This window comes from Streptomyces sp. NPDC048417, from assembly GCF_040651615.1.
Taxonomy (GTDB): domain Bacteria; phylum Actinomycetota; class Actinomycetes; order Streptomycetales; family Streptomycetaceae; genus Streptomyces.
Window position 1 is genome coordinate 34,270 of sequence record NZ_JBEZKI010000030.1, and the last position, 18,790, is coordinate 53,059.

An 18,790-nucleotide genomic window follows, 5' to 3' on the forward strand; every position below is an offset into this window, starting at 1 on the left:
CCGTAGCGCCCCGTCAGGGGCGCCGGGCTGTATTCGATGTGCGGCTCTCCGCCGCGTGGGCGCGACCAGCCACGACGGCGCCGCACCCGACCGGCGGCCCGTCGCGGCACGACGGCCATCGCGGCGCCGTCGGCGCAGCGCATACGCTGCATTCATGACCCCGCAGGCCGCCACCCCCGCCTACCGCAGGCTGTCCGTCGAGGAGCGGCGCAGCCAGCTCCTCGAAGCGGCCCTCTCCCTCTTCGCGCACCGCGTCCCCGAGGACGTCTCCCTCGATGACGTGGCGGAGGCGGCCGGGGTCTCCCGCCCGCTGGTGTACCGGTACTTCCCGGGTGGCAAGCAGCAGCTCTACGAGGCCGCGCTCCGGTCGGCCGCCGAGGAGCTGGAGCACTGCTTCGACGAACCCCGCGAAGGCCCCCTGCTGCCCCGCCTCTCCCGCGCCCTCGACCGCTACCTCACCTTCGTCGACCAGCACGACGCCGGCTTCAGCGCCCTCCTCCAGGGCGGCAGCGTGGTGGAGACCTCACGGACGACGGCGACCGTGGACGGCGTACGACGGGCCGCGGCGCAGCACATTCTCAGCCACCTCGGCATCGCCGACCCCGGGCCCCGGCTGCGTATGACCGTCCGTATGTGGATCACCGCCGTCGAGGCGGCCTCCCTGATCTGGCTCGACGAGGACAAGCAGCCGCCCGCCGACGAGCTGCGCGACTGGCTGGTGGACCAGTTCGTCGCCGTACTGAGCGTCACCGCGCGCCGCGACCCGCAGACGGCCGCCCTCGTCGACGCCCTCGCGGCGGATGGCTGAGACTGGTGCCGTGAAGAGTCAGGACACCCCCTTCGAGGGCGGCCCCATGGACGGGCGTGTGCTCCCCGTGCTGCTGGGCATGACCGGCCACCCCCCGAAGACGTACCGCATCCCGGTCCCGGACCCGGCCGGTGGCAGGCCCACCGTCCTGGTCTACCGGCGCGTCCCCCGCGGACACAGCAAGCGTCTGGGTCTGACCCAGGGCTGGAAGTACGCGTACGACCCCACGGGCAAGGGCGGCGGCGGAGGTCCGAAGTGGCCGTGTTCGAAGCCGGACCCGGCCCCCGCACCGGATGCCACGTCGTCCCGCAAGCCGGACGACACGGACGGGTGAAAGGGCTGCGCCGATGGGCCCACAATCGCTGCGCGGACCAGGTCTACATGTCTGATTATCACGATGCGGAACGGAGAGGCCGTCCCGCATCGGAGGTGATGACGTGTCAGGAAGGTTTCTGCGCCTGGCCTGTACGGCCGCGGTGGCGGCCCAGGCCGTCCTCGTACCCGAGCCCGCACTCGCCGCGCCCGGCCCCGAGCGTCCGGTGGCCGAGCTGCTGACGGACCTTCAGGGGCTGTACCGGCAGACCGAGCAGGCCACCGAGACCTACAACGCGACCGAGGAACGGCTGAGGCGGCAGCGCGCCGAGGTGGACCGGCTGGACGACGAGCTGGCCGAGTCCCGGCTCTCCCTGCACTCCAGCAGGGCCGAGGCGGGCCGACTGGCCCGCCAGCAGTACCAGAGCGCCACCGGGCTCTCCCCGTACCTACGGCTGCTTCTCGCCCGCGACCCCCAGCACGCGCTCGACGAGGGCCACGTCATCGGGCAGTTGGCACGCGAACGGGCCCACACGGTGGGGCGTCTCGTGGACGACGAGGAGCGGCAGACCGACCTGGCCCGCAAGGCCCGCAAGGCGCTGGACACCCGACTCGCCCTCGCCGAGGGGCAGAGGAAGCAGCGCGACGAGGTCCAGGGCCGGCTGTCCGAGGTGGAGCGCGTGCTGGCCTCCCTCACCCCCGCCCAGCTGACCGCCCTGGCCGACCTGGAGCGGAACAACACGGCGGACGCGCAGCGGAAGCTCACCGCGTCCGGCGCCCTGAGCGCCACCACACCGCCCCCGTCCCAGGAGGGCGACCGCGCGGTGCGCTACGCGGTGCGGCAGCTGGGCAAGCCGTACCAGTGGGGCGCGCAGGGCCCGACGTCGTACGACTGCTCGGGCCTGACCTCGCAGGCCTGGGACCACGCCGGCAACCCCATCCCGCGCACCAGCCAGCAGCAGTGGGCCGACCTGCCGCACGTCCCGCTGAACCGGCTGCGCCCGGGCGACCTGGTCGTCTACTTCCCCGAAGCCACCCACGTGGCCCTCTACCTGGGCGACGGCAGGGTGGTCCAGGCCCCCCGCCCCGGCGCGAAGATCAAGGTCTCCCCGATCGCGGCCAACCCCATCCTGGGCGCGGTACGCCCGGACCCGAAGGCCCGGCCGCTGGCCCACTACACGGCTCCCACGCTGCCGAAGACGGCGACGGACGGGCCGGACGAGGTCTTCGGGACCCTGCCGCCGACCGCACCCACACTGACCTAGGGCCTCAGGCCAGCAGCCCCGAACTGCGCCACAACCGCCGTCCCGCCCCCCGGAGCACCCCGATGTCGTCCAGGAAGTCGGTCAGCCGCTTCGCGCCCGTCTGCATGACCTCCCGCCGGTGCCCGCTCGCCCGTACCTGGGCCACCGCCTCCCGCCGGTCCAGGCCCACGTTGGTGTAGACCTCGGGGTTGACGAAGGCCACCGAGAAGACCCGCGCGAACTCCCCGGAGGTGACGCGGGTGAACTCCTGCGACCAGCGAGGTGCCGTCATCATCTGGCGGCGCAGCTCCTCGCGGGCGTACCGGACGTGCCGGGCCTCCTCGACCACGTGGATACGCGTGACCCCCCGGACCAGTGTCTGCACCCGCTCGTCGGGGAAGGTCAGCCGCTGCATCCAGTCCAGGACCTCCTCGCCGAGCAGCGTGGCCGTGAAGGAGCCGGGCGTGGTCGAGATCGTCTTGAAGAGACGGCCCAGGTTCTGGTGGGCCCGGCTGACCGGGTACCAGGGCGCGTCACCGCGGGCTATCAGGCGCGCGAACATCTTCGAGTGCCGGCACTCGTCCTCGATCTCGGTCAGCGCGTAGCGCACGTGCGCACTCGTCGCCGCCTTGTCGTAGATGTGCCGCACCAGCAGCTGCATCAGGATCAGCTCGAACCAGATGCCGAGCGAGGCGAGGGCCGCGGCCTCGTGCTGGGAGAGCAGGATCCGCTGTTCCTCGGACATGCGCTTCCACATCGGGGTGTCGTAGAGCGACACCAGCTCCGGCGGCCAGAACCACTTGCCGTCCTCGAAGGGCGCGTCCCAGTCCAGCTCCTTGTCCGGGTCGAAGGAGTGCTTCGCGGAGGAGACGAGCAGCCGTTCGGCCACCTGCTCGCGGTCCTTGAGCAGGCCCAGCGCGTCGCGCAGTCCGTCGACCGCGTCCGCTTCCGTCAGGGTCGTCATGGCTCCCTCACCTCGTTACCCGGGGGTATGTGGTCGTCGGCTCTTATGAGACCGCTTGTCAGCAAGGCGGTCAATCCCCCGCGCACGACTTGTTGACTCCGCGTCTACCCGGCCCCGTCTCCCGGCCCGCTTCAGAGACCCAGTACCGCCCGCATCACCGCCCTGGCGATCGGCGCCGCGTCCCCGCCCCCGCTGATGTCGCCCCGGTCGGCCGCCGCGTCCTCCACCACCACGGCCACCGCCACCTTCGGCTCCAGGTCGCTGTCCGCCTGCGCCCAGGACACGAACCAGGCGTACGGCACCCCGGAGTTGCCCAGGCCGTGCTGCGCGGTGCCGGTCTTGCCGCCGACCGTGGCCCCGCGGATCGCCGCGTTGGACCCGGTGCCCTCCTGCACCACGTCCGTCATCAGCTCCTTCATCCGGACGGCCGTCGAGGGGCTCATCACCTGCCGGACCGGCCCGGCGCCGCCCGTGCCGACGGTCTCGCCGGTGCGCCGCACGGTCCGCTCCACCAGATACGGCGGCCGTGCCATCCCGCCGTTGGCCACCGCCGCCGCGACCATCGCCATCTGCAGCGGGGTGGCGCGGGTGTTGTACTGCCCGATCGACGACAGCGCCAGCTGCGCCTTGTCCACGCTCGTGTCGAAGGTGCTCGGCGAGGCGACGAAGGGGATGCGCAGGTGCCTGTCGTTGAAGCCGAACGCCTGGGCCGTCGCCGTCATGTCCGCGACCCCCACGTCCACGCCCAGCTTCGCGAAGACCGTGTTGCAGGACCACTCGAAGGCCGCCCGCAGCGAGGCGTCCGTACAGCCGTCCCCCTCGTTGGTCAGCCGGGTCGTGGTGCCCGGCAGCCGGTAGGGGTCGGGGGAGTCGGTCGGCGTGTCCAGGTCGGTGACCACGCCCGCGTCAAGGGCGGCGGCCGCCGTCACGACCTTGAAGGTCGACCCCGGCGGATACGTCTGCCGTACCGCACGGTTGAGCATCGGCTTCTCCGGGTCGCCGTTCAGGCGCGCCCAGGCCGAGGTCACCGCCTCGCCGTTGCCGGACAGTTCGGAGGGGTCGTACGACGGGGTGGAGACCAGGGCGAGGATCCGGCCGGTCGACGGTTCGATCGCGGCCACCGCGCCCTTGCGGGTGCCCAGGCCCCGGTAGGCGGCCTCCTGCGCGTACCGGTCCAGGGTCGTGACGACGTTCCCGCCCGGGTTCTGCGAGCGGCTGGTGTCGTTCCACAGCGGGAACGGCGACAGCAGCGGGTCGGTGCCGGAGAGCAGCCCGTCCTCGGCGCGCTCCAGGAACGTGGTGCCGTACAGCTGCGAGGCGAAGCCGGTCACCGGGGCGTACAACGGCCCCTGCGGGTAGGTGCGTTCGTAGCGGAGCTGCTCCCTGCTGTCCCGGGAGCCGGTGACCGGCTCGCCGCCGACCAGGATGTCGCCGCGCGGCAGGCCGTAACGGGCGATGGCGGTCCGGCGGTTGGCGGGGTTGTCGTCGTAGGCGTGGGCCCGGACCACCTGGACGCGGGCCGCGTTGACGAGCAGGGCGAAGAGCAGCAGGGCGCAGAAGGCGCGGGCTCGCCGGATGTACCTGGCCATGCCGGTGTTCTGGCGGTCGTACCGGCTCATGGGGCCACCCGTCCGTCGTAGTGGCGGCGGGCCGAGTCGCTCACCCGGATCAGCAGCGCCACGATGGCCCAGTTGGTGACCACCGAGGAGCCGCCCTGGGCGAGGAACGGCATCGCCATGCCGGTCAGCGGGATCAGCCCGGTCACCCCGCCCGCGATGACGAAGACCTGGAGGGCGACGATCGAGGCCAGCCCGACCGCCAGCAGCCGGCCGAAGGGCTCGCGCAGGGCGAGGCCGGCCCGGTAGCCGCGCTCGACGAGCAGGCCGTAGAGGAGGAAGATCGCGGACAGTCCGGTGAGACCGAGCTCCTCGCCCGCGGTGGCCAGGATGAAGTCCGACTTGGTGGCGAAGCCGATCAGGACCGAGTGGCCGAGGCCGAGTCCGGTGCCCAGCACCCCGCCGGCGGCGAACGCGAAGAGGGACTGGGCGAGTTGGTTCGGACCCTGCCCGGCGTCGATCGAGGCGAAGGGGTGCAGCCAGTCCTCGATCCGGCCGTGGACATGCGGTTCCAGATGGCCGACGGCGACCGCGCCGAGCACCGCGAGCAGCAGGCCCACGGCGATCCAGCCGGTGCGCCCGGTGGCGACGTAGAGCATGACGACGAAGAGGCCGAAGAAGAGCAGGGACGTGCCCAGGTCGCGTTCGAGGATCAGGACGCCGACGCTCACCAGCCAGATGGTGACGATCGGGCCGAGCACCCGCCCCGTCGGGAACTGCATGAACCACAGCCGGCGGCCGGCGTAGGCGAGCGCGTTGCGGTTGGCGGCCAGATACGCGGCGAAGAAGACCGCGAGCAGCACCTTCGCGAACTCGCTGGGCTGGATGGAGAATCCGGCGATCCGGATCCAGATCCGGGCGCCGTTGACGGCGGGGAAGAAGATCGGGAGCAGCAGCAGGACGAGCGCGGCGGCGACACAGACGTAGGAGTAGCGCTGGAGGAGACGGTGGTCGCGCAGCATCAGCACGACCATGATGAACAGGCCGACGCCCAGGGTGGACCAGACGAGTTGGGCGGGGGCCGCCCGGTCGCCGGGGGTCCCCAGGTCCAGCCGGTAGATCAGGACCAGGCCGAGTCCGTTGAGCAGCACGCCGATCGGCAGCGGCAGCGGGTCGGCGTACGGCGCGCGAAAGCGGACGGCGAGATGGGCGACGAGGGCGAGGACGCCGAGGCCGGCGCCGTAACCGGCGGCGCCGGGCGGGACGGTGCCGGTCCGGGCCAGGCCGACCGCGCAGTAGCCGTACACGGAGAGCAGCACGGCCAGCACGATCAGGGCGAGTTCGATGCCGCGGCGCCGGGGGAGACGCACGGGGGCGGCCGGGGCCGCGGACGCCGTGAGGGTGGTTCCGGCCTTGGTCATGTCCGGAACTTACCCAAATAGTGGCAGTTGTGTGCGTTGTAGGGGTGCCGTCGGCGCCAGCGTGGCGTGCGGAGTGTGGATGTGCGGGTGCGTGGGGGCTGGTCGCGCAGTTCCCCGCGCCCCTTAGGGGGTTGCGGTGGTCCCACCTGAAGGGGCGCGGGGAACTGTGCGAGCAACCCCCACACGACCGCAGCCGTGCGAACCGCCCGCAGCCCCCTACGGCAGCGTCAGTGTCGCCACGGCCCCGCCGTCGATCGCGTTCCCGAACGACAGCCGCGCGCCCAGCACCTCCGCCTGCCCCGCCGCGATCGTCAGCCCCAGCCCATGCCCCTTGGTGACGCCCTCCGTCCGGAACCGCTGGGGGCCGTGGGTCACCAGGTACTCGGGGAACCCGCCCCCGTGATCCCGTACGGTGACCTCCTTCCCCTCCACCGTCAGCACCACCGGTGCCCGCCCGTGCCGGTGCGCGTTGGCGACCAGGTTCCCCAGCACCCGTTCCAGCCGCCGCCGGTCCGTCTCCACCCACATGTCCTGTACGACCTTCACCTCGGTCTCCGTCCCGGACGCCCGCACCACCCGCTCGGCCAGCGCGCCCAGCGCCTCAGCGTCGGCCTCCAGCCGCTCCCGGCCGGTGTCCAGGCGGGAGATCTCCAGCAGGTCCTCGGTGAGCGTGCGCAGCGCGGCGACCCGGTCCCGCACCAGTTCCGTCGGCCGGCCCGGAGGGAGCAGTTCCGCCGCCGCGTGCAGCCCGGTCAGCGGTGTCCGCAGCTCGTGCGCCACGTCGGCGGTGAACCGCTGCTCGCTCAGCAGCTTGCTCTGCAGCGACGCGGCCATGCCGTCCAGCGCCGCGGCGACCGCGGCCACCTCGTCCTGCGGCCGGGTCGGGTCCTTCGTCCGGGGGTCGTGCACCCGGGCGTCCAGGTCCCCGGCGCTGATCCGCCGGGCCACCTGCGCGGTGCCGTGCAGCCGCCGGGTCACCCGGGTCACCGCGAACGCGCCGACCAGCAGCGTCGCCCCGATGGCGAGGGCCGACGACCAGACGATGGAGCGGTCGAGGCCGGCGATCGTACGAGCCTGCTGGGAGTAGTCGACGGCCACCGCGAGCGCCTGGTTCCGGTCGGCCGGGCCCGCCGCCCACATCGTGGGACGGCCGTCGTCCCTGGCGACCATCGTGCCGCGCTCCCCGGCCACCGCCAGCGCCCGCAGCCGCGGCGGCAGGCCCGCCGGGTCGATCGCGGAGCCCGGCAGCAGCGCGTCGCCCGCCTGGTACGCGGTCGTCGCGTCCGCGAGCCGGGACAGTGCCTGGTCACGGGCCTGTGCGACGGTCTGGTCGGTGACCGACACGTGCACGAGCACGCCGAGCAGCGCGGCCAGCGCACAGCACATCACCGTGATGAACGCGGCCGACTTCGCCGCGAGCGTCCCGGCCCAGCGGGGGAGCCTCATCGCGCGCTCGCGGAGGCGGCGGCAGAGGCGGCGGCGGAGGAGGCGGAGGGCGCCGGAGTGCGGCTGTGCCGTGCCTTGCCGGTGCGCAGGAACTCGTCCCGGGAGAACACCATCGCCTTCTGCTCCGGATCCCACGCCCAGGTCGTCCGGTACTCGTACCCGGTGATCCCGGCCGGCGACCGCACGATGACCGTCCGCCCGGCCAGCTCGACGCCGATGATCGCGTCGTTGTCCTCCAGCACCTCCACCAGCCGGTGCTTCTCGACGGTGTACACGCGCAGCGCGGTCTGGTTGGTCGGATACAGCCGGAAGCCGAGCGTCAGCTCGTCCCGCCCGTCCCCGGTCAGATCCCGGTAGTAGGGCTTGAGCAGCGGACACCGCGCCCCGCCGCCCCCGGCCGCGCACTCCGTCATCCGGTTCGAGGTCTCGTGGTAGGCGCCCTTCGATCCGTAGTCCGCCGAGCCCGAGGCGATCTCCGCCCGTACGACGGCCACCGGATCGACCTCGCGGATGTCGTCGCCCGGAACCGTGACGCCCTTGACCGTCTTCGCGCTGCCCTCGTCGTAGGGCCAGGCCGGGCTGGACGCCGGCCGCAGGTCGGGCCAGAGCTTCACGGGGCTGACCGCGGTCGGGGTGGCCCCGGCTTCCTGAAGCCCGCCGGAGTCGCCACAACCGGCCAGCGCCGCCGCCAGCAGGGCGACGGCGGCCGCGGCGAGGGCGGTACGGACGGGACGACGGGTCGGCACACTGCTCCTGGGCGGTTCGGGGATTGTGGGTCTCGGAGCCCCGTACACCTTATTCGCGGATTCGTAGGGAAGTCCTTTTTGCACCCCGGGGTGGCCGGTGCAGGGGAGAGGCTACTCGGCGAGTTCCTCGAGCAGCCGGGCGGTGGACAGACCGGCGCGCAGATAGGCGACGAACAGCTCGTTGTGCAGGGCCCAGGGCGAGCGCCGGGCCCGCACCAGCCGTATCGCCTCCTCGGCCGTACGCCCCCGGTGCACCAGCGCCTGCGCGATCACCAGCCCCGACCGGTTGTACCCGCTGTAGCAGCGCACCAGCACCGACCGTCCGGCGTCCAGGGCCTCACTGGCCGCCCGGGCGAGCCGTATCACGCCCGCCAGCTGGGTACCGTCCAGCGGCCCGTCGGGAATCGGCCACACCTGATGCTCGACCCCGGTGTCCGGGCCGTGCCCGGGCAGCCGCAGCAGACTCTGCACGAGATCGAACTCGTCCCGCACGACAGCGGACTCCAGCTGCCCCGCACGCCCACGGAACTCGTGGCCGCCCATCCACAGCCCGGGCAGCACCTCGCTCCACGGGCTGTCCGGAGCCGGAACGTCGTTCTGCTCTCCACGGATCCGCACCGGCGCCTCCCCGCTCCCGCGCGCCAACCCCCGCCTGTCAACCCCTGTCAAAGGTAGCCGGGTTCTTGCCCGCGGAGCACCCCGCCTGTTCCCATGGTCGAGGGGTGATGTGGAAATGAGCGGACTGCGCGTCGTGCCGACCTGGCGCCAGGGCCAGGAACGGCTGTACGTCTGCCTCACGGACGGACGGAACATCGCCTGGTACGACCGTGAGGCGGGCCGGGTCAACCTGCTCAGCGAGGAGCGCCAGGACGACGTACTCGAGACCCTCCGGCCGTTCCTGACCGGCCCGGTCACGATCGGCCCGCCGCCGGTGCCCACACCCGCCGAACTGGCGCGGCTGACCCTGCACCCCGACGACGACCTCGCGCCCAACCGCCCCGGCGAGGCGCTGCTGATCGCTCTCGACCGGGACCCCGGCCCGGCCCACCGGCTCCGCCCCGACCCGCGCCGCCGCGCCCTGACCGCCGAGCAGACCGTCGGCGACGCGCTGGACCGTCTGGACGGCGCCGGCTGGCACGCCCTGCACTCCGTACCGCTCCCCGGCGGCGACCGCCTCCACCATCTGCTGATCGGCCCCGGCGGCCTCTTCTGCGTGCACGCGCTCTACGCCCGCAAGCGGAAGGTCCTGGTCGCCGACCCGATGGTCACCCTGGGCCGCCGCGACCCCCGGCCGCTGCTGCGCCGGCTGCGCGCGGACGCCGACCGGGCCTCCTACGCCCTGACGGCCGAGGTCCACCCGGTCCTGGCCCTGACCGACCCGGCCGACGTCGTGCTGGCGGCCCCGCCCCGCGAGGTTCGCATCCTCCGCGACCGGGACCTGGAGGGCCTGTCCCGCCTGGGCGGGGTCCTCAAGCCGGCGGACGTCGAGGCACTGCACGCGATGGCGCGGGACCGCAACACGTGGGGGAGGGTGTAACTCCCGGCCCGTGCGGCCCGCCGGAGCCCCCTTTCACGGCAGCGGCGCCGCCCGTCCCGCGTCCAGCAGCGGCGCCAGCAGGTCCCCGTACTCCTCGACCCGCCCCGCGATGTCCCCGGCCCGGAACCCCAGGTCCTCCTCCCGCCGGCACTCCGCGACCTCCTCCCAGGTCACCGGCGCCGACACCATCGGCTCTCGCCGCGCCCGGACCGTGTACGGGGTCGCCGTCGTCTTCCGCCCCGCGTTCTGGCTCCAGTCCACGAACACCTTCCCCGGCCGCAGGCTCCGCGTCATCCGGTGCACCACCAGCCGCGGCAGTGCCCGCTCCGCCGCCACGGCCAGCTCCTTCGCGTACTGGCTCACCCGCTCGCTGGACGCCCCCCGCACCCCCGCCAGCAGATGGAGCCCCTTCGACCCGGCCGTCTTGGCGTACGCCTCGATCCCGTCCGCGGCCAGCCGCTCCCGCAGCCACAGCGCGACCTCGCAGCACTCCACCACCGTCGCCGGAGCCCCGGGGTCCAGGTCGAAGACGATCCGGTCGGCCTCGTCCGGCGTCCGCACCAGCCACTGGTGCGTGTGGAACTCGGTGACCAGGTTCGCCGCCCACATCAGGCTCGGCAGGTCCTGCACCAGCACCATCCGGGCCGGCCCCTCCGACCGGCGCACCTCGGCGGTGGTGACCCACTCGGGCGTACCCGGCGGCACGTTCTTGGTGAAGAACACCTGGCCGTCAGGACCGTCCGGGTACCGGAGGAACGAGACCGGCCGGTCCCGCAGATGCGGCAGCAGGACCTCGGCCGACGTCGCGTAGTAGTGCAGCAGCTCGCCCTTGGTGAACCCGGTCGCCGGATACAGCACCTTCTCCAGGTTGCTGAGCGCGACCCTCCGCCCGTCCACCTCTGCGATCGGCGTCATACGATGACAATCTCATACAAATGAGGGGTATCCGGACGGAAGGAAGCCGCAGGTGCGATCCATATGGAACGGCGCGATCTCCTTCGGTCTCGTCAGCATCCCGATCAAACTGGTGAACGCCACGGAGAGCCACTCGATCTCCTTCCGCCAGGTCCACACCGAGGACAACGGCCGGATCCGCTACCGCAAGGTCTGCGAGCTGGATGACCGCGAGGTCACCCAGTCGGAGATCGGCAAGGGGTACGAGGACGCGGACGGCACGATCATCCCGATCACCGACGACGACCTGTCCCACCTGCCCCTCCCCACCGCCCGCACCATCGAGATCGTCGCCTTCGTACCGGCCGACCGGATCGACCCGCTCCAGATGGACGCGGCGTACTACCTGGCGGCCTCCGGCGCCCCTGCCGCCAAGCCGTACACGCTCCTCCGCGAGGCCCTGAAGCGCAGCCACAAGGTCGCCATCGCGAAGTACGCGCTCCGCGGCCGGGAACGCCTCGGCATGCTCCGGGTGGTCGGCGACGCCATCGCCATGCACGGCCTGCTCTGGCCGGACGAGGTCCGCGCCCCGGAAGGCGTCGCCCCCGACGTCGACGTCACCGTCCGCGACAAGGAACTCGACCTCGCGGACGCCCTCATGGACACCCTCGGCGAGGTCGACCTGGAAGACCTGCACGACGAGTACCGGACGGCCCTGGAGGAGGTCATCGCGGCGAAGGCGGCCGGTGAGGCCCCACCGGAGACCCCCGAACCGGCGAAGGGGGGCAAGGTGCTCGACCTGATGGCGGCCCTGGAGAAGAGCGTCCGCGCGGCGAAGGAGTCGCGGGGCGAGGAGCCGCGGGGCGAGGAGGCGGAGGCGGAGGCGGAGGTCACGCCGATGCCGGGCAAGAGGCCGAGGGCGGCGGCGAAGAAGACGGCGACGAAGCGGACGGCGGCGAAGAAGGCGACGACCGCGAAGAGGACGACAGCCGCGAAGACGTCGGCCGGGAAGTCGACGGCCAAGAAGTCGGCCGAGAAGTCCACGGCCAGGAAGACGACGGCGAAGAAGTCGACGGCCAAGGAGCCGGCGGCCAAGAAGACGGCTTCACCTCGCAAACGCTCCGCATGAAACGCCCCCGTCGGGTGCCGCGGCACCGTGTCCGACGGGCGTCCGGGCTTCTCTGACGACCCGTCACCGTGTGTTTCCCCGACGCCGTCCGGCCCCGTCGCGCACCGCGCCCGCTGGGCGCCGAGCCGCGTCGTACTCGTTATCGGCGATCGAAATAATACATATTTCAACATATCGGTGGATATGGTGAGGCAATGGCGCAATGCTGGGTGGCAGGGGAGGGTCCGCTACGCGGCGGGCAGACCGGCTCGTTCTCACCTGTGAAGGCATTGTCATGCGCGCTCTGCATCTCCACCCCTTCGGTAGAACCCGTGTCCTGTCACTGACCCAGGCACGCGCCCCCGCGGGCCCCGTGGCGGAGGTCCGCAGGCCCGCCGATCCGGCCAGGGCCGCCTCGGGCCCGCCGGGCGGGACACATACCGCCGGTAGGGCTCTCCGGCTCTCCGCCGGTGAGTGCGGACTGCTGCTGATCAGGCTGACCTTCGGCCTGCTGATGGCCGGCCACGGTGCGCAGAAGCTGTTCGGCATCTTCGGAGGACCGGGTCTGGCGGCCACCGGCAGAAGCTTCGACGACCTGGGCTACCACCCGGGCAAGGTCTTCGCCGTGATCGGGGGTCTCTCCGAACTCGCCGGGGGCCTCGGTCTGGCTGTCGGGCTGTTCACTCCGCTGGCGGCCGCCGCCATCATCGGCGTGATGATTAACGCCATGGCGACCGTGAGCGGTGCTCATGGCCTGTGGGTCCAGAACAACGGAGTCGAGTACAGCGTCACCATCTGCATCGTCGTCCTCGCCCTCGCCGCCATCGGCCCGGGCCGGGTGTCCCTCGACCGGTTCTTCCCCTGGCGCTCGGACGGCTGGCTCGCTGCAGCCGTCGCGCTCGGTCTGGGCGGCATCGGTGCCGCGATCGCACTGAGCATCTGAACGCGTCTTGTCCCGTCCTGTCCCGTCCCATCCTGACCAGGGCGGACTGGGTGGCTACGGCTACGGCGGCCACTGGGCGCGGGACTGCCGCCATCCGTGTGGAAGTCCTGCCGCCTTGAGCGGTTGCCGCCGCTTCCTGCGCGTGGCATGCCGAGGGGCCGGGCCCCTTCTGCTGCATTCCGGCAGACGGTCCGCCGGCGGACCGTCGTGACGTCGACCCTCAGGGCGTGAAACCGCCGCCCGGTCGCTCGGCTTCCCTGGGAGAGAAGTGACCCGGCCCCGCATCCGTTCCTCGCTGGCCCTGCCCGTCGCCGGCCTGCTCCTCACCACCGGCTGGCTGGCCGGCTGCGGGGGCCGCACACCGGCCGGAGACTCCCCCCGCACCCGGCAGTCCGCATCGGCGGCCGGCCACAGTCCCGCCGCCGGACCGCGGCTTCGACCAGGACACCAATCGACTTCACCGGCACCCTCGACACCGTCGAGGAGTGGACCATCCGCAGCGACTCCGACGAGACCCACTCCTTCCACATCCACACCGACGACTTCCAGCTGATGAGCATCGACGGGAAGCCCCACGACCCGTCCCACGGCTGGTACGACACCATCGACGTGCCCGTGCGCGGCAAGGCGGTCATCCGCATCCACTAACGACTTCACCGGGAAGACCGTGCTGCACTGCCGCATCCTCAACCACGAGGACATGGGCATGATGGCCGTCCTGGACATCGTCGCGCCCCGCGAGGACGCGCCCGGCAAGTGATCCCCACGGCGGACCGCCGCCACGGTTGGGGCCGTGGTGGCGGTCGTACGCTTGAGGGGCAGGAACCCTGGCTCACAGCTGGGAGGGCTGGGACGATGCTCAGCACGCACATCCCCGACCTGGCCGCGCTGGAACTCCTGCTCGGGGTCGCCCGGGAAGGCAGCCTGAACAGCGTCGCCCGCAAGGCCGGGGTGAGCCAGCAGGCCGTTTCGGCGCGGATCCGGGCGATGGAGGCGCAGACCGGGGTCACCCTCGTACACCGGACTCCGCGCGGGTCCAGCCTGACCGTCGAAGGTGTCATGGTCGCGGAGTGGGCCGCCCGGCTGCTGGAGGTCGCGGCCGAAATGGACGCCGGGATCACGGCACTGCGGGCCGGCCAGCGGGCCCGGCTCCGGGTCAGCGCCAGCTCGACCATCTCCGAGCTGCTCCTGCCCGGCTGGCTGGCGTCCTTCCGCGCGGAGACCCCGCAGGGCAGGCACGCCCCGGAGATCGTACTGACCTACGCCAACTCCGCCATGGTCATCACCCATGTCACCGAGGGCATCGCCGACATCGGCTTCACCGAGGGCCCGCACGAGCCCGCCGGGCTGCACGGCAGGACCGTCGGCCACGACCGGCTCACGGTGGTCGTCGCTCCAGGTCACCCGTGGGCATGCGCACGGCCCGTCAGCGCCGCCGAACTGGCCGGCACCCCGCTGGTGAGCAGGGAGAGCGGCTCCGGTACCCGGGACACCTTCGCCGCCGCGCTGACCGCCGTACTCGGCCCCGGTGCCCCGCAGGCCCCCGCGGCGCTGTCGCTCTCCACCACCGCGGCGATCCGCTCGGCCGCGCTGGCCGGTGCGGCGCCCGCGGTCATCAGCGAACTGGCCGTCGCCGACGACCTGGCCAGCGGCCGGCTCGTCGCGGTACAGACACCGGAACTGGACCTGCGCCGAACCCTGCGCGCCGTCTGGGACGGCGCCACGGCCCCACCCAGCGGCGCGGCCCGCGATCTGATCGCCCACATCCTGACCCGCCGGCACCAGCAGCGCCGCAGCGGCCCAGCCCACTGACCGGGGCGGCAGCGGGTCGTAGAGCGGTGTTGGTATCGCCGTTGTGGCTGTCGCGGTGTTATCGCCGTTATCGCTGGTGTGTGTTGCGGCCGCTCGGCGTTGCGGCCTGACGGGCCGTCGCCGGCGGCGGCCACTCCCGGCTCGAACCGACCCGGGAGTGGCCGTGGTTCGTCCGGTCGCCCGGCCTTTCCGGTCGTCCGGCCTTTCCGGCCGTCGATGCCTGCGATCCGGTACAAGCCCGGCTTGTACCCAGGCAAGGGTGAGGCCACTACCAGCGGCTTTCCGCGGTTGCGAGGGTCGAAGTACCAACCCCACCACCGCCGGAGGGAATGCCATGAGGCCCAACTCGACCGTACGACAGGACACCGCCCCCGACCGCCCCGGTCGCCACCCCGCGACGTCGACGCCGCCGATCGCGTTCGTGGGCACCGGCCGGATGGGCGGCCCGATGGCCGCCCGTCTGGCCCGCGCCGGCTTCGACGTACGGGTGTGGAACCGGACCGCCGACCGCGCCGCACTCCTCACCGGCGCGGGCGCCGCCGTAGCGTCCAGCCCGGCGGAGGCCGTCCGGGGCGCCGGGATCCTCGTCACCATGCTGGCCGACGGTCCCGCCACCGAACAGGCGGCCACCGGGCCTGACGGCTTCCTGGCCGGTGCACCCGGGCTGGTCTGGGTGCAGATGGCGACCGTCGGAGCCGACTGGACGGCCCGGCTCGGCCGCATCGCCGCCCGCCACGGGGTGACGTTCGTGGACGCCCCGGTCTCCGGCAGCGAGGGCCCGGCCCGGGCCGGGCAGCTCATCGTGCTGGCCAGTGGCCCGGACCGGATGCGGAACGTCCTCGCCCCGGTGTTCGGCGCGGTCGGCAGGGCCACCGTCTGGCTGGGCCCGGCCGGCGCCGGCACCAGCGCCAAGCTGGTGCTCAACAACTGGCTCGTCGACCTCGCCGAGACCACCGCGGAGACTCTCTCCTTCGCCCGCCGGCTCGGTCTGGACCCGACCGCGATCGTGGACCTGCTGCAGTCGACGCCGCTCGGGGCGCCGTACGCCGTGCAGAAGGCCACCACCATGCTGACCGGTGACTTCACCCCCGCGTTCGCGCTCAAGCACGCGCTCAAGGACGCCGACCTGGCGGTGCGGGCCGCGCAGGCCAGCGGTACCGAACTCGCGCTCACCCAGGCGCTGCTGCCCCGCTGGCGGCTCGCCGCGGCGAGGCACGCCGACGACGATCTGGCCGCGGTGTACACCGCCGCCTGACCAGCCCCGCACCAGCCCCGCACCAGCCCCGCACCAGCCCCGCGTAGGGCTGCGCGGGGGCTCCACGAGAGAGAGGACCCCGGTGATGACCGCAGCAGCTGGGCCGGCCACCCGAAGCGATCAGGAGAACGGCCCGACACGGCCCCCCGGGGACACGAGCCCGACGGCAGGCACGCCGGCCCCCGCCCCTGCCTTGGCGCACCAACGGCTGGGACTCGCGCTGATCCTCGTCGCGTCCTTCATGGTGGTGCTCGACTTCAGCATCGTGAACGTCGCCCTGTCGTCGATCCAGCACGAGCTCGGCATCTCGGCCACGTCGGTGCAGTGGGTGGTCACGGCCTACGCGATCACCTTCGGCGGGCTGCTGATCCTCGGCGGCCGCGCCGGGGATCTCTACGGGCGGCGGCGCCTGTTCATGGCCGGGATCGGCGTCTTCACCGCCGCGTCGCTGTCCGGCGGGCTCGCGCACGACCCACTGCTCCTGATCATGTCCCGCGCGGTGCAGGGCTGTGGTGCCGCGATGGTCGCGCCCGCCGCGCTCTCCCTGATCACCACGGGCTTCCCCGAAGGCCCCCGGCGCACCCGCGCGCTGGGCCTGTACGGGGCGACGGCGTCGGTCGGCTTCGTCGCCGGCCAGGTGCTCGGCGGTGTCCTGGTGGAGTTCTTCAGCTGGCGCTCGGTGTTCCTGGTGAACGTCCCGGTGGGGCTGGCCGCCCTGCTGCTGGCCCCCCGTCTCCTGCACGAGTCGAGGCTGCGCCGGACCGGGCGGCACCTGGACACCGTCGGCGCGACGCTCATCACGGGAGCCGTCGCCGCGCTGGTCTTCGCGGTCTCCCAGGCCGGGGGCACCGGCGTGGGATCCGCCGGCGTGTTGGTTCCGCTCGGGCTCTCGGCCCTGGCGACCGTGGCGTTCTTCGCCGTCGAGCAACGGCGTGCCGATCCGCTCGTGCGGCCGGCGCTGCTGCGCACCCGAGGGCTGCGCAGTGCCGGCACCCTGATGATGCTGCTCGGCCTGTGGAACGGCGGGGAGATGCTGGTGCTCTCCGTGTACCTCCAGGAAGTCCTGCACATGTCCCCGCTGGCGGCCGGCCTGGTGATCGCCCCGCAGGGCGTCGTCGGCCTGGCGACCGGGTTGCTGGGCGCCCGGCTGGCGCGACGCGTGGGGATCCAGCGCGTACTGGTGCTGACCGCCCTGGCCGCCACCGTCGGCTTCCTGGTCCTGACCCAGCTCCCGATGGGCGGCGGCTACCGTCCGCCGCTCGCGGCAGTGGTCCTGGTCGGGTTCGGCACCGCCGGTACGGCGTTCGCAAGCATGGTGACCGCCAGCAACGGCATCGCCGACCGCGACCAGGGCCTGGTGGGCGGCGTGGTCAACATGAGCCGCCAGCTGGGCGCCGCGCTGGGAGCGGCGCTGCTTCCCGCCATCGCCGACGCGGTGGACCGAACGGGCCACAGCAGCATGGCGGTCGGCGACCGCGCCGCGATGCTCGCCGGAGCGGCGGCGGCCGGCCTCGCCACGCTGGTGGCCCTGCGGACCCGGCAGAATTCCCTCCACACCCCGCCCACCTCCAAGGCCCCGAACCCGGCCTGACGGGCAGTCCCCTCTTGTGCGCGCGTCGACGGTCATCGACGGGGTGGCGGGAGCGCCGGGTGCCGACATGGCCCACCGCGACCTGCGAGCCGGGCGCGAGCAGGTTCCCGAACGTCTCGACCCTCACAGGTGAGGCATCCCCGGCAGTGGAGATCCACGCTGTTGCCGCCGGGTGCGAGTGGTCAGCTCTGGCAGGCGCCTCCGGCGGCGTTCTCGGCCGTGCTGACAGTGATGGACGGGTCGGCTGCCTGCTCGGCCGGGGTGCAGCACGCGGTGACGCCGCACCAGGAGCCGTCCGCCGGCGAGGTCGCGGCGGCGTCCGGGACGGTGGAGGTGGTGGGCTTGGCCGCACGGATGACGGCGGAGCGCATGCCGTCGGCCACAAAGTGGGTCGGGGTGATCTCGATGTCCGTGAAGCCGGCCGCTGCCAGTCCCCGGCGGTATTCGGCGAAGGACAGGGCTCCGGCGACGCAGCCGACGTAGTCGCCGCGCTCGGCCCGCTGTCCGGCGTTGAGAGCGTCATCGGCGACAACGTCCGATACTCCGATCCGGCCGCCGGGCCTGAGCACGCGGAAGGCCTCGGCGAACACGGTCGGCTTGTCGGTGGACAGGTTGATCACGCAGTTGGAGATCACGACGTCGATGGTGTTCGAGGGAAGCGGGATCGCTTCGATGGTGCCTTTGAGGAACTCCACGTTCGTGGCGCCCGCCTTCTCGGCGTTGGCCAGGGCGAGGGCGAGCATCTCCTCGGTCATGTCCAGTCCGTACGCCTTGCCGGTCGGGCCGACGCGGCGGGCGGAGAGCAGGACGTCGATACCGCCGCCGGAGCCGAGGTCGAGAACGCTTTCGCCCTCGCGCAGTTCGGCGACGGCGGTGGGGTTGCCGCAGCCGAGCGAGGCGGCGACCGCCTCGGCGGGCAGTGCGTCGCGCTCGTCGGCGGCGTACCGGGCCGAGCCGAAGTTCTCGTCGACCTCGACCGGCTGCGGCCCGCAACAGGCGGTGCCGCCCTCGGTGACCTGCACGGCCGCCGCCGCGTACCGCCGGCGGACGGTCTCGCGCAGGTCGGTGGACTGCTCGCTCATGACTCACTCCCAGGTGACGGGCCGCAGCACGGCCCCGGAACGGCCTGTATTGATATTCGTTGATACAACCT

General features: G+C 72.6%; 19 protein-coding genes. 11 read left to right on the plus strand and 8 right to left on the minus strand.

Annotated elements, in window-relative coordinates; genetic code table 11:
• Positions 1-154 precede the first annotated feature (154 nt).
• The 3 genes from AB0D59_RS38065 (at position 155) to AB0D59_RS38075 (ending at position 2,385) form a co-directional block, all read left to right on the plus strand.
• Positions 155-808: a TetR/AcrR family transcriptional regulator gene (locus AB0D59_RS38065; protein ID WP_362575420.1), complete on the plus strand. Its 654-nt coding sequence runs from the start codon at positions 155-157 to the stop codon at positions 806-808.
• A 10-nt stretch (positions 809-818) separates the two neighbouring features.
• On the plus strand, positions 819-1,142 hold the full coding sequence (locus AB0D59_RS38070; RefSeq protein ID WP_362575422.1) for a hypothetical protein: 324 nt from the start codon (positions 819-821) through the stop codon (positions 1,140-1,142).
• A 103-nt stretch (positions 1,143-1,245) separates the two neighbouring features.
• Positions 1,246-2,385, plus strand: coding sequence for an NlpC/P60 family protein (locus AB0D59_RS38075; RefSeq protein WP_362575424.1), 1,140 nt, complete (start codon positions 1,246-1,248; stop codon positions 2,383-2,385).
• A 4-nt stretch (positions 2,386-2,389) separates the two neighbouring features.
• Here AB0D59_RS38075 and AB0D59_RS38080 read toward each other — a convergent pair whose 3' ends face one another.
• From AB0D59_RS38080 to AB0D59_RS38105, 6 genes are all read right to left on the minus strand, one after another.
• Entirely contained in the window at positions 2,390-3,328 is a 939-nt protein-coding gene (locus tag AB0D59_RS38080) for a diiron oxygenase (protein WP_362575426.1), read from the minus strand.
• A gap of 131 nt (positions 3,329-3,459) precedes the next feature.
• Positions 3,460-4,917: a penicillin-binding transpeptidase domain-containing protein gene (locus AB0D59_RS38085; RefSeq protein ID WP_362575613.1), complete on the minus strand. Its 1,458-nt coding sequence runs from the start codon at positions 4,915-4,917 to the stop codon at positions 3,460-3,462.
• A gap of 26 nt (positions 4,918-4,943) precedes the next feature.
• Positions 4,944-6,305: an FtsW/RodA/SpoVE family cell cycle protein gene (locus AB0D59_RS38090; protein ID WP_362575428.1), complete on the minus strand. Its 1,362-nt coding sequence runs from the start codon at positions 6,303-6,305 to the stop codon at positions 4,944-4,946.
• A gap of 216 nt (positions 6,306-6,521) precedes the next feature.
• On the minus strand, positions 6,522-7,751 hold the full coding sequence (locus tag AB0D59_RS38095; protein WP_362575430.1) for a HAMP domain-containing sensor histidine kinase: 1,230 nt from the start codon (positions 7,749-7,751) through the stop codon (positions 6,522-6,524).
• Positions 7,748-8,497, minus strand: a complete 750-nt coding sequence (locus tag AB0D59_RS38100; protein ID WP_362575432.1) for a hypothetical protein — start codon at positions 8,495-8,497, stop codon at positions 7,748-7,750. Before AB0D59_RS38100 ends, AB0D59_RS38095 begins: the two co-directional genes overlap by 4 nt.
• A 111-nt stretch (positions 8,498-8,608) precedes the next feature.
• Positions 8,609-9,115, minus strand: a complete 507-nt coding sequence (locus AB0D59_RS38105; RefSeq protein WP_362575434.1) for a protein phosphatase — start codon at positions 9,113-9,115, stop codon at positions 8,609-8,611.
• Between the two features lie 115 nt (positions 9,116-9,230).
• Here AB0D59_RS38105 and AB0D59_RS38110 point away from each other — a divergent pair, with 115 nt between their 5' ends.
• Positions 9,231-10,034 carry a nuclease-related domain-containing protein gene (locus tag AB0D59_RS38110; RefSeq protein WP_362575436.1) on the plus strand — a complete coding sequence of 268 codons (804 nt, stop codon included), beginning with the start codon at positions 9,231-9,233 and terminating at the stop codon, positions 10,032-10,034.
• 33 nt (positions 10,035-10,067) lie between these two features.
• On the opposite strand, the gene ligD is transcribed toward AB0D59_RS38110, so the two are convergent.
• The gene (gene ligD, locus AB0D59_RS38115) at positions 10,068-10,949 is read right to left on the minus strand and encodes a non-homologous end-joining DNA ligase (protein WP_362575438.1); all 882 of its coding nucleotides are present in this window, start codon (positions 10,947-10,949) and stop codon (positions 10,068-10,070) included.
• 52 nt (positions 10,950-11,001) lie between these two features.
• Here ligD and AB0D59_RS38120 point away from each other — a divergent pair, with 52 nt between their 5' ends.
• From AB0D59_RS38120 to AB0D59_RS38150, 7 genes are all read left to right on the plus strand, one after another.
• Entirely contained in the window at positions 11,002-12,057 is a 1,056-nt protein-coding gene (locus AB0D59_RS38120) for a Ku protein (protein WP_362575440.1), read from the plus strand.
• Positions 12,058-12,331: 274 nt separating this feature from the next.
• Positions 12,332-12,979: a DoxX family protein gene (locus tag AB0D59_RS38125; RefSeq protein WP_362575442.1), complete on the plus strand. Its 648-nt coding sequence runs from the start codon at positions 12,332-12,334 to the stop codon at positions 12,977-12,979.
• 492 nt (positions 12,980-13,471) lie between these two features.
• A complete protein-coding gene (locus tag AB0D59_RS38130; protein WP_362575615.1) occupies positions 13,472-13,627 on the plus strand; it encodes a multicopper oxidase domain-containing protein in 156 nt (51 codons plus the stop codon).
• 19 nt (positions 13,628-13,646) lie between these two features.
• Positions 13,647-13,739: a multicopper oxidase domain-containing protein gene (locus AB0D59_RS38135; RefSeq protein WP_362575444.1), complete on the plus strand. Its 93-nt coding sequence runs from the start codon at positions 13,647-13,649 to the stop codon at positions 13,737-13,739.
• 95 nt (positions 13,740-13,834) lie between these two features.
• Positions 13,835-14,791: a LysR family transcriptional regulator gene (locus tag AB0D59_RS38140; RefSeq protein WP_362575446.1), complete on the plus strand. Its 957-nt coding sequence runs from the start codon at positions 13,835-13,837 to the stop codon at positions 14,789-14,791.
• A 334-nt stretch (positions 14,792-15,125) separates the two neighbouring features.
• Complete coding sequence (locus AB0D59_RS38145) at positions 15,126-16,046, plus strand: NAD(P)-dependent oxidoreductase (protein ID WP_362575448.1); 921 nt, start codon at positions 15,126-15,128, stop codon at positions 16,044-16,046.
• Between the two features lie 193 nt (positions 16,047-16,239).
• Complete coding sequence (locus AB0D59_RS38150; RefSeq protein ID WP_362575450.1) at positions 16,240-17,637, plus strand: MFS transporter; 1,398 nt, start codon at positions 16,240-16,242, stop codon at positions 17,635-17,637.
• Between the two features lie 182 nt (positions 17,638-17,819).
• Here AB0D59_RS38150 and arsM read toward each other — a convergent pair whose 3' ends face one another.
• Positions 17,820-18,719 (minus strand): arsenite methyltransferase, encoded by a 900-nt coding sequence (gene arsM / locus AB0D59_RS38155; protein WP_362575452.1) that lies wholly within the window; start codon positions 18,717-18,719, stop codon positions 17,820-17,822.
• Positions 18,720-18,790 lie beyond the last annotated feature (71 nt).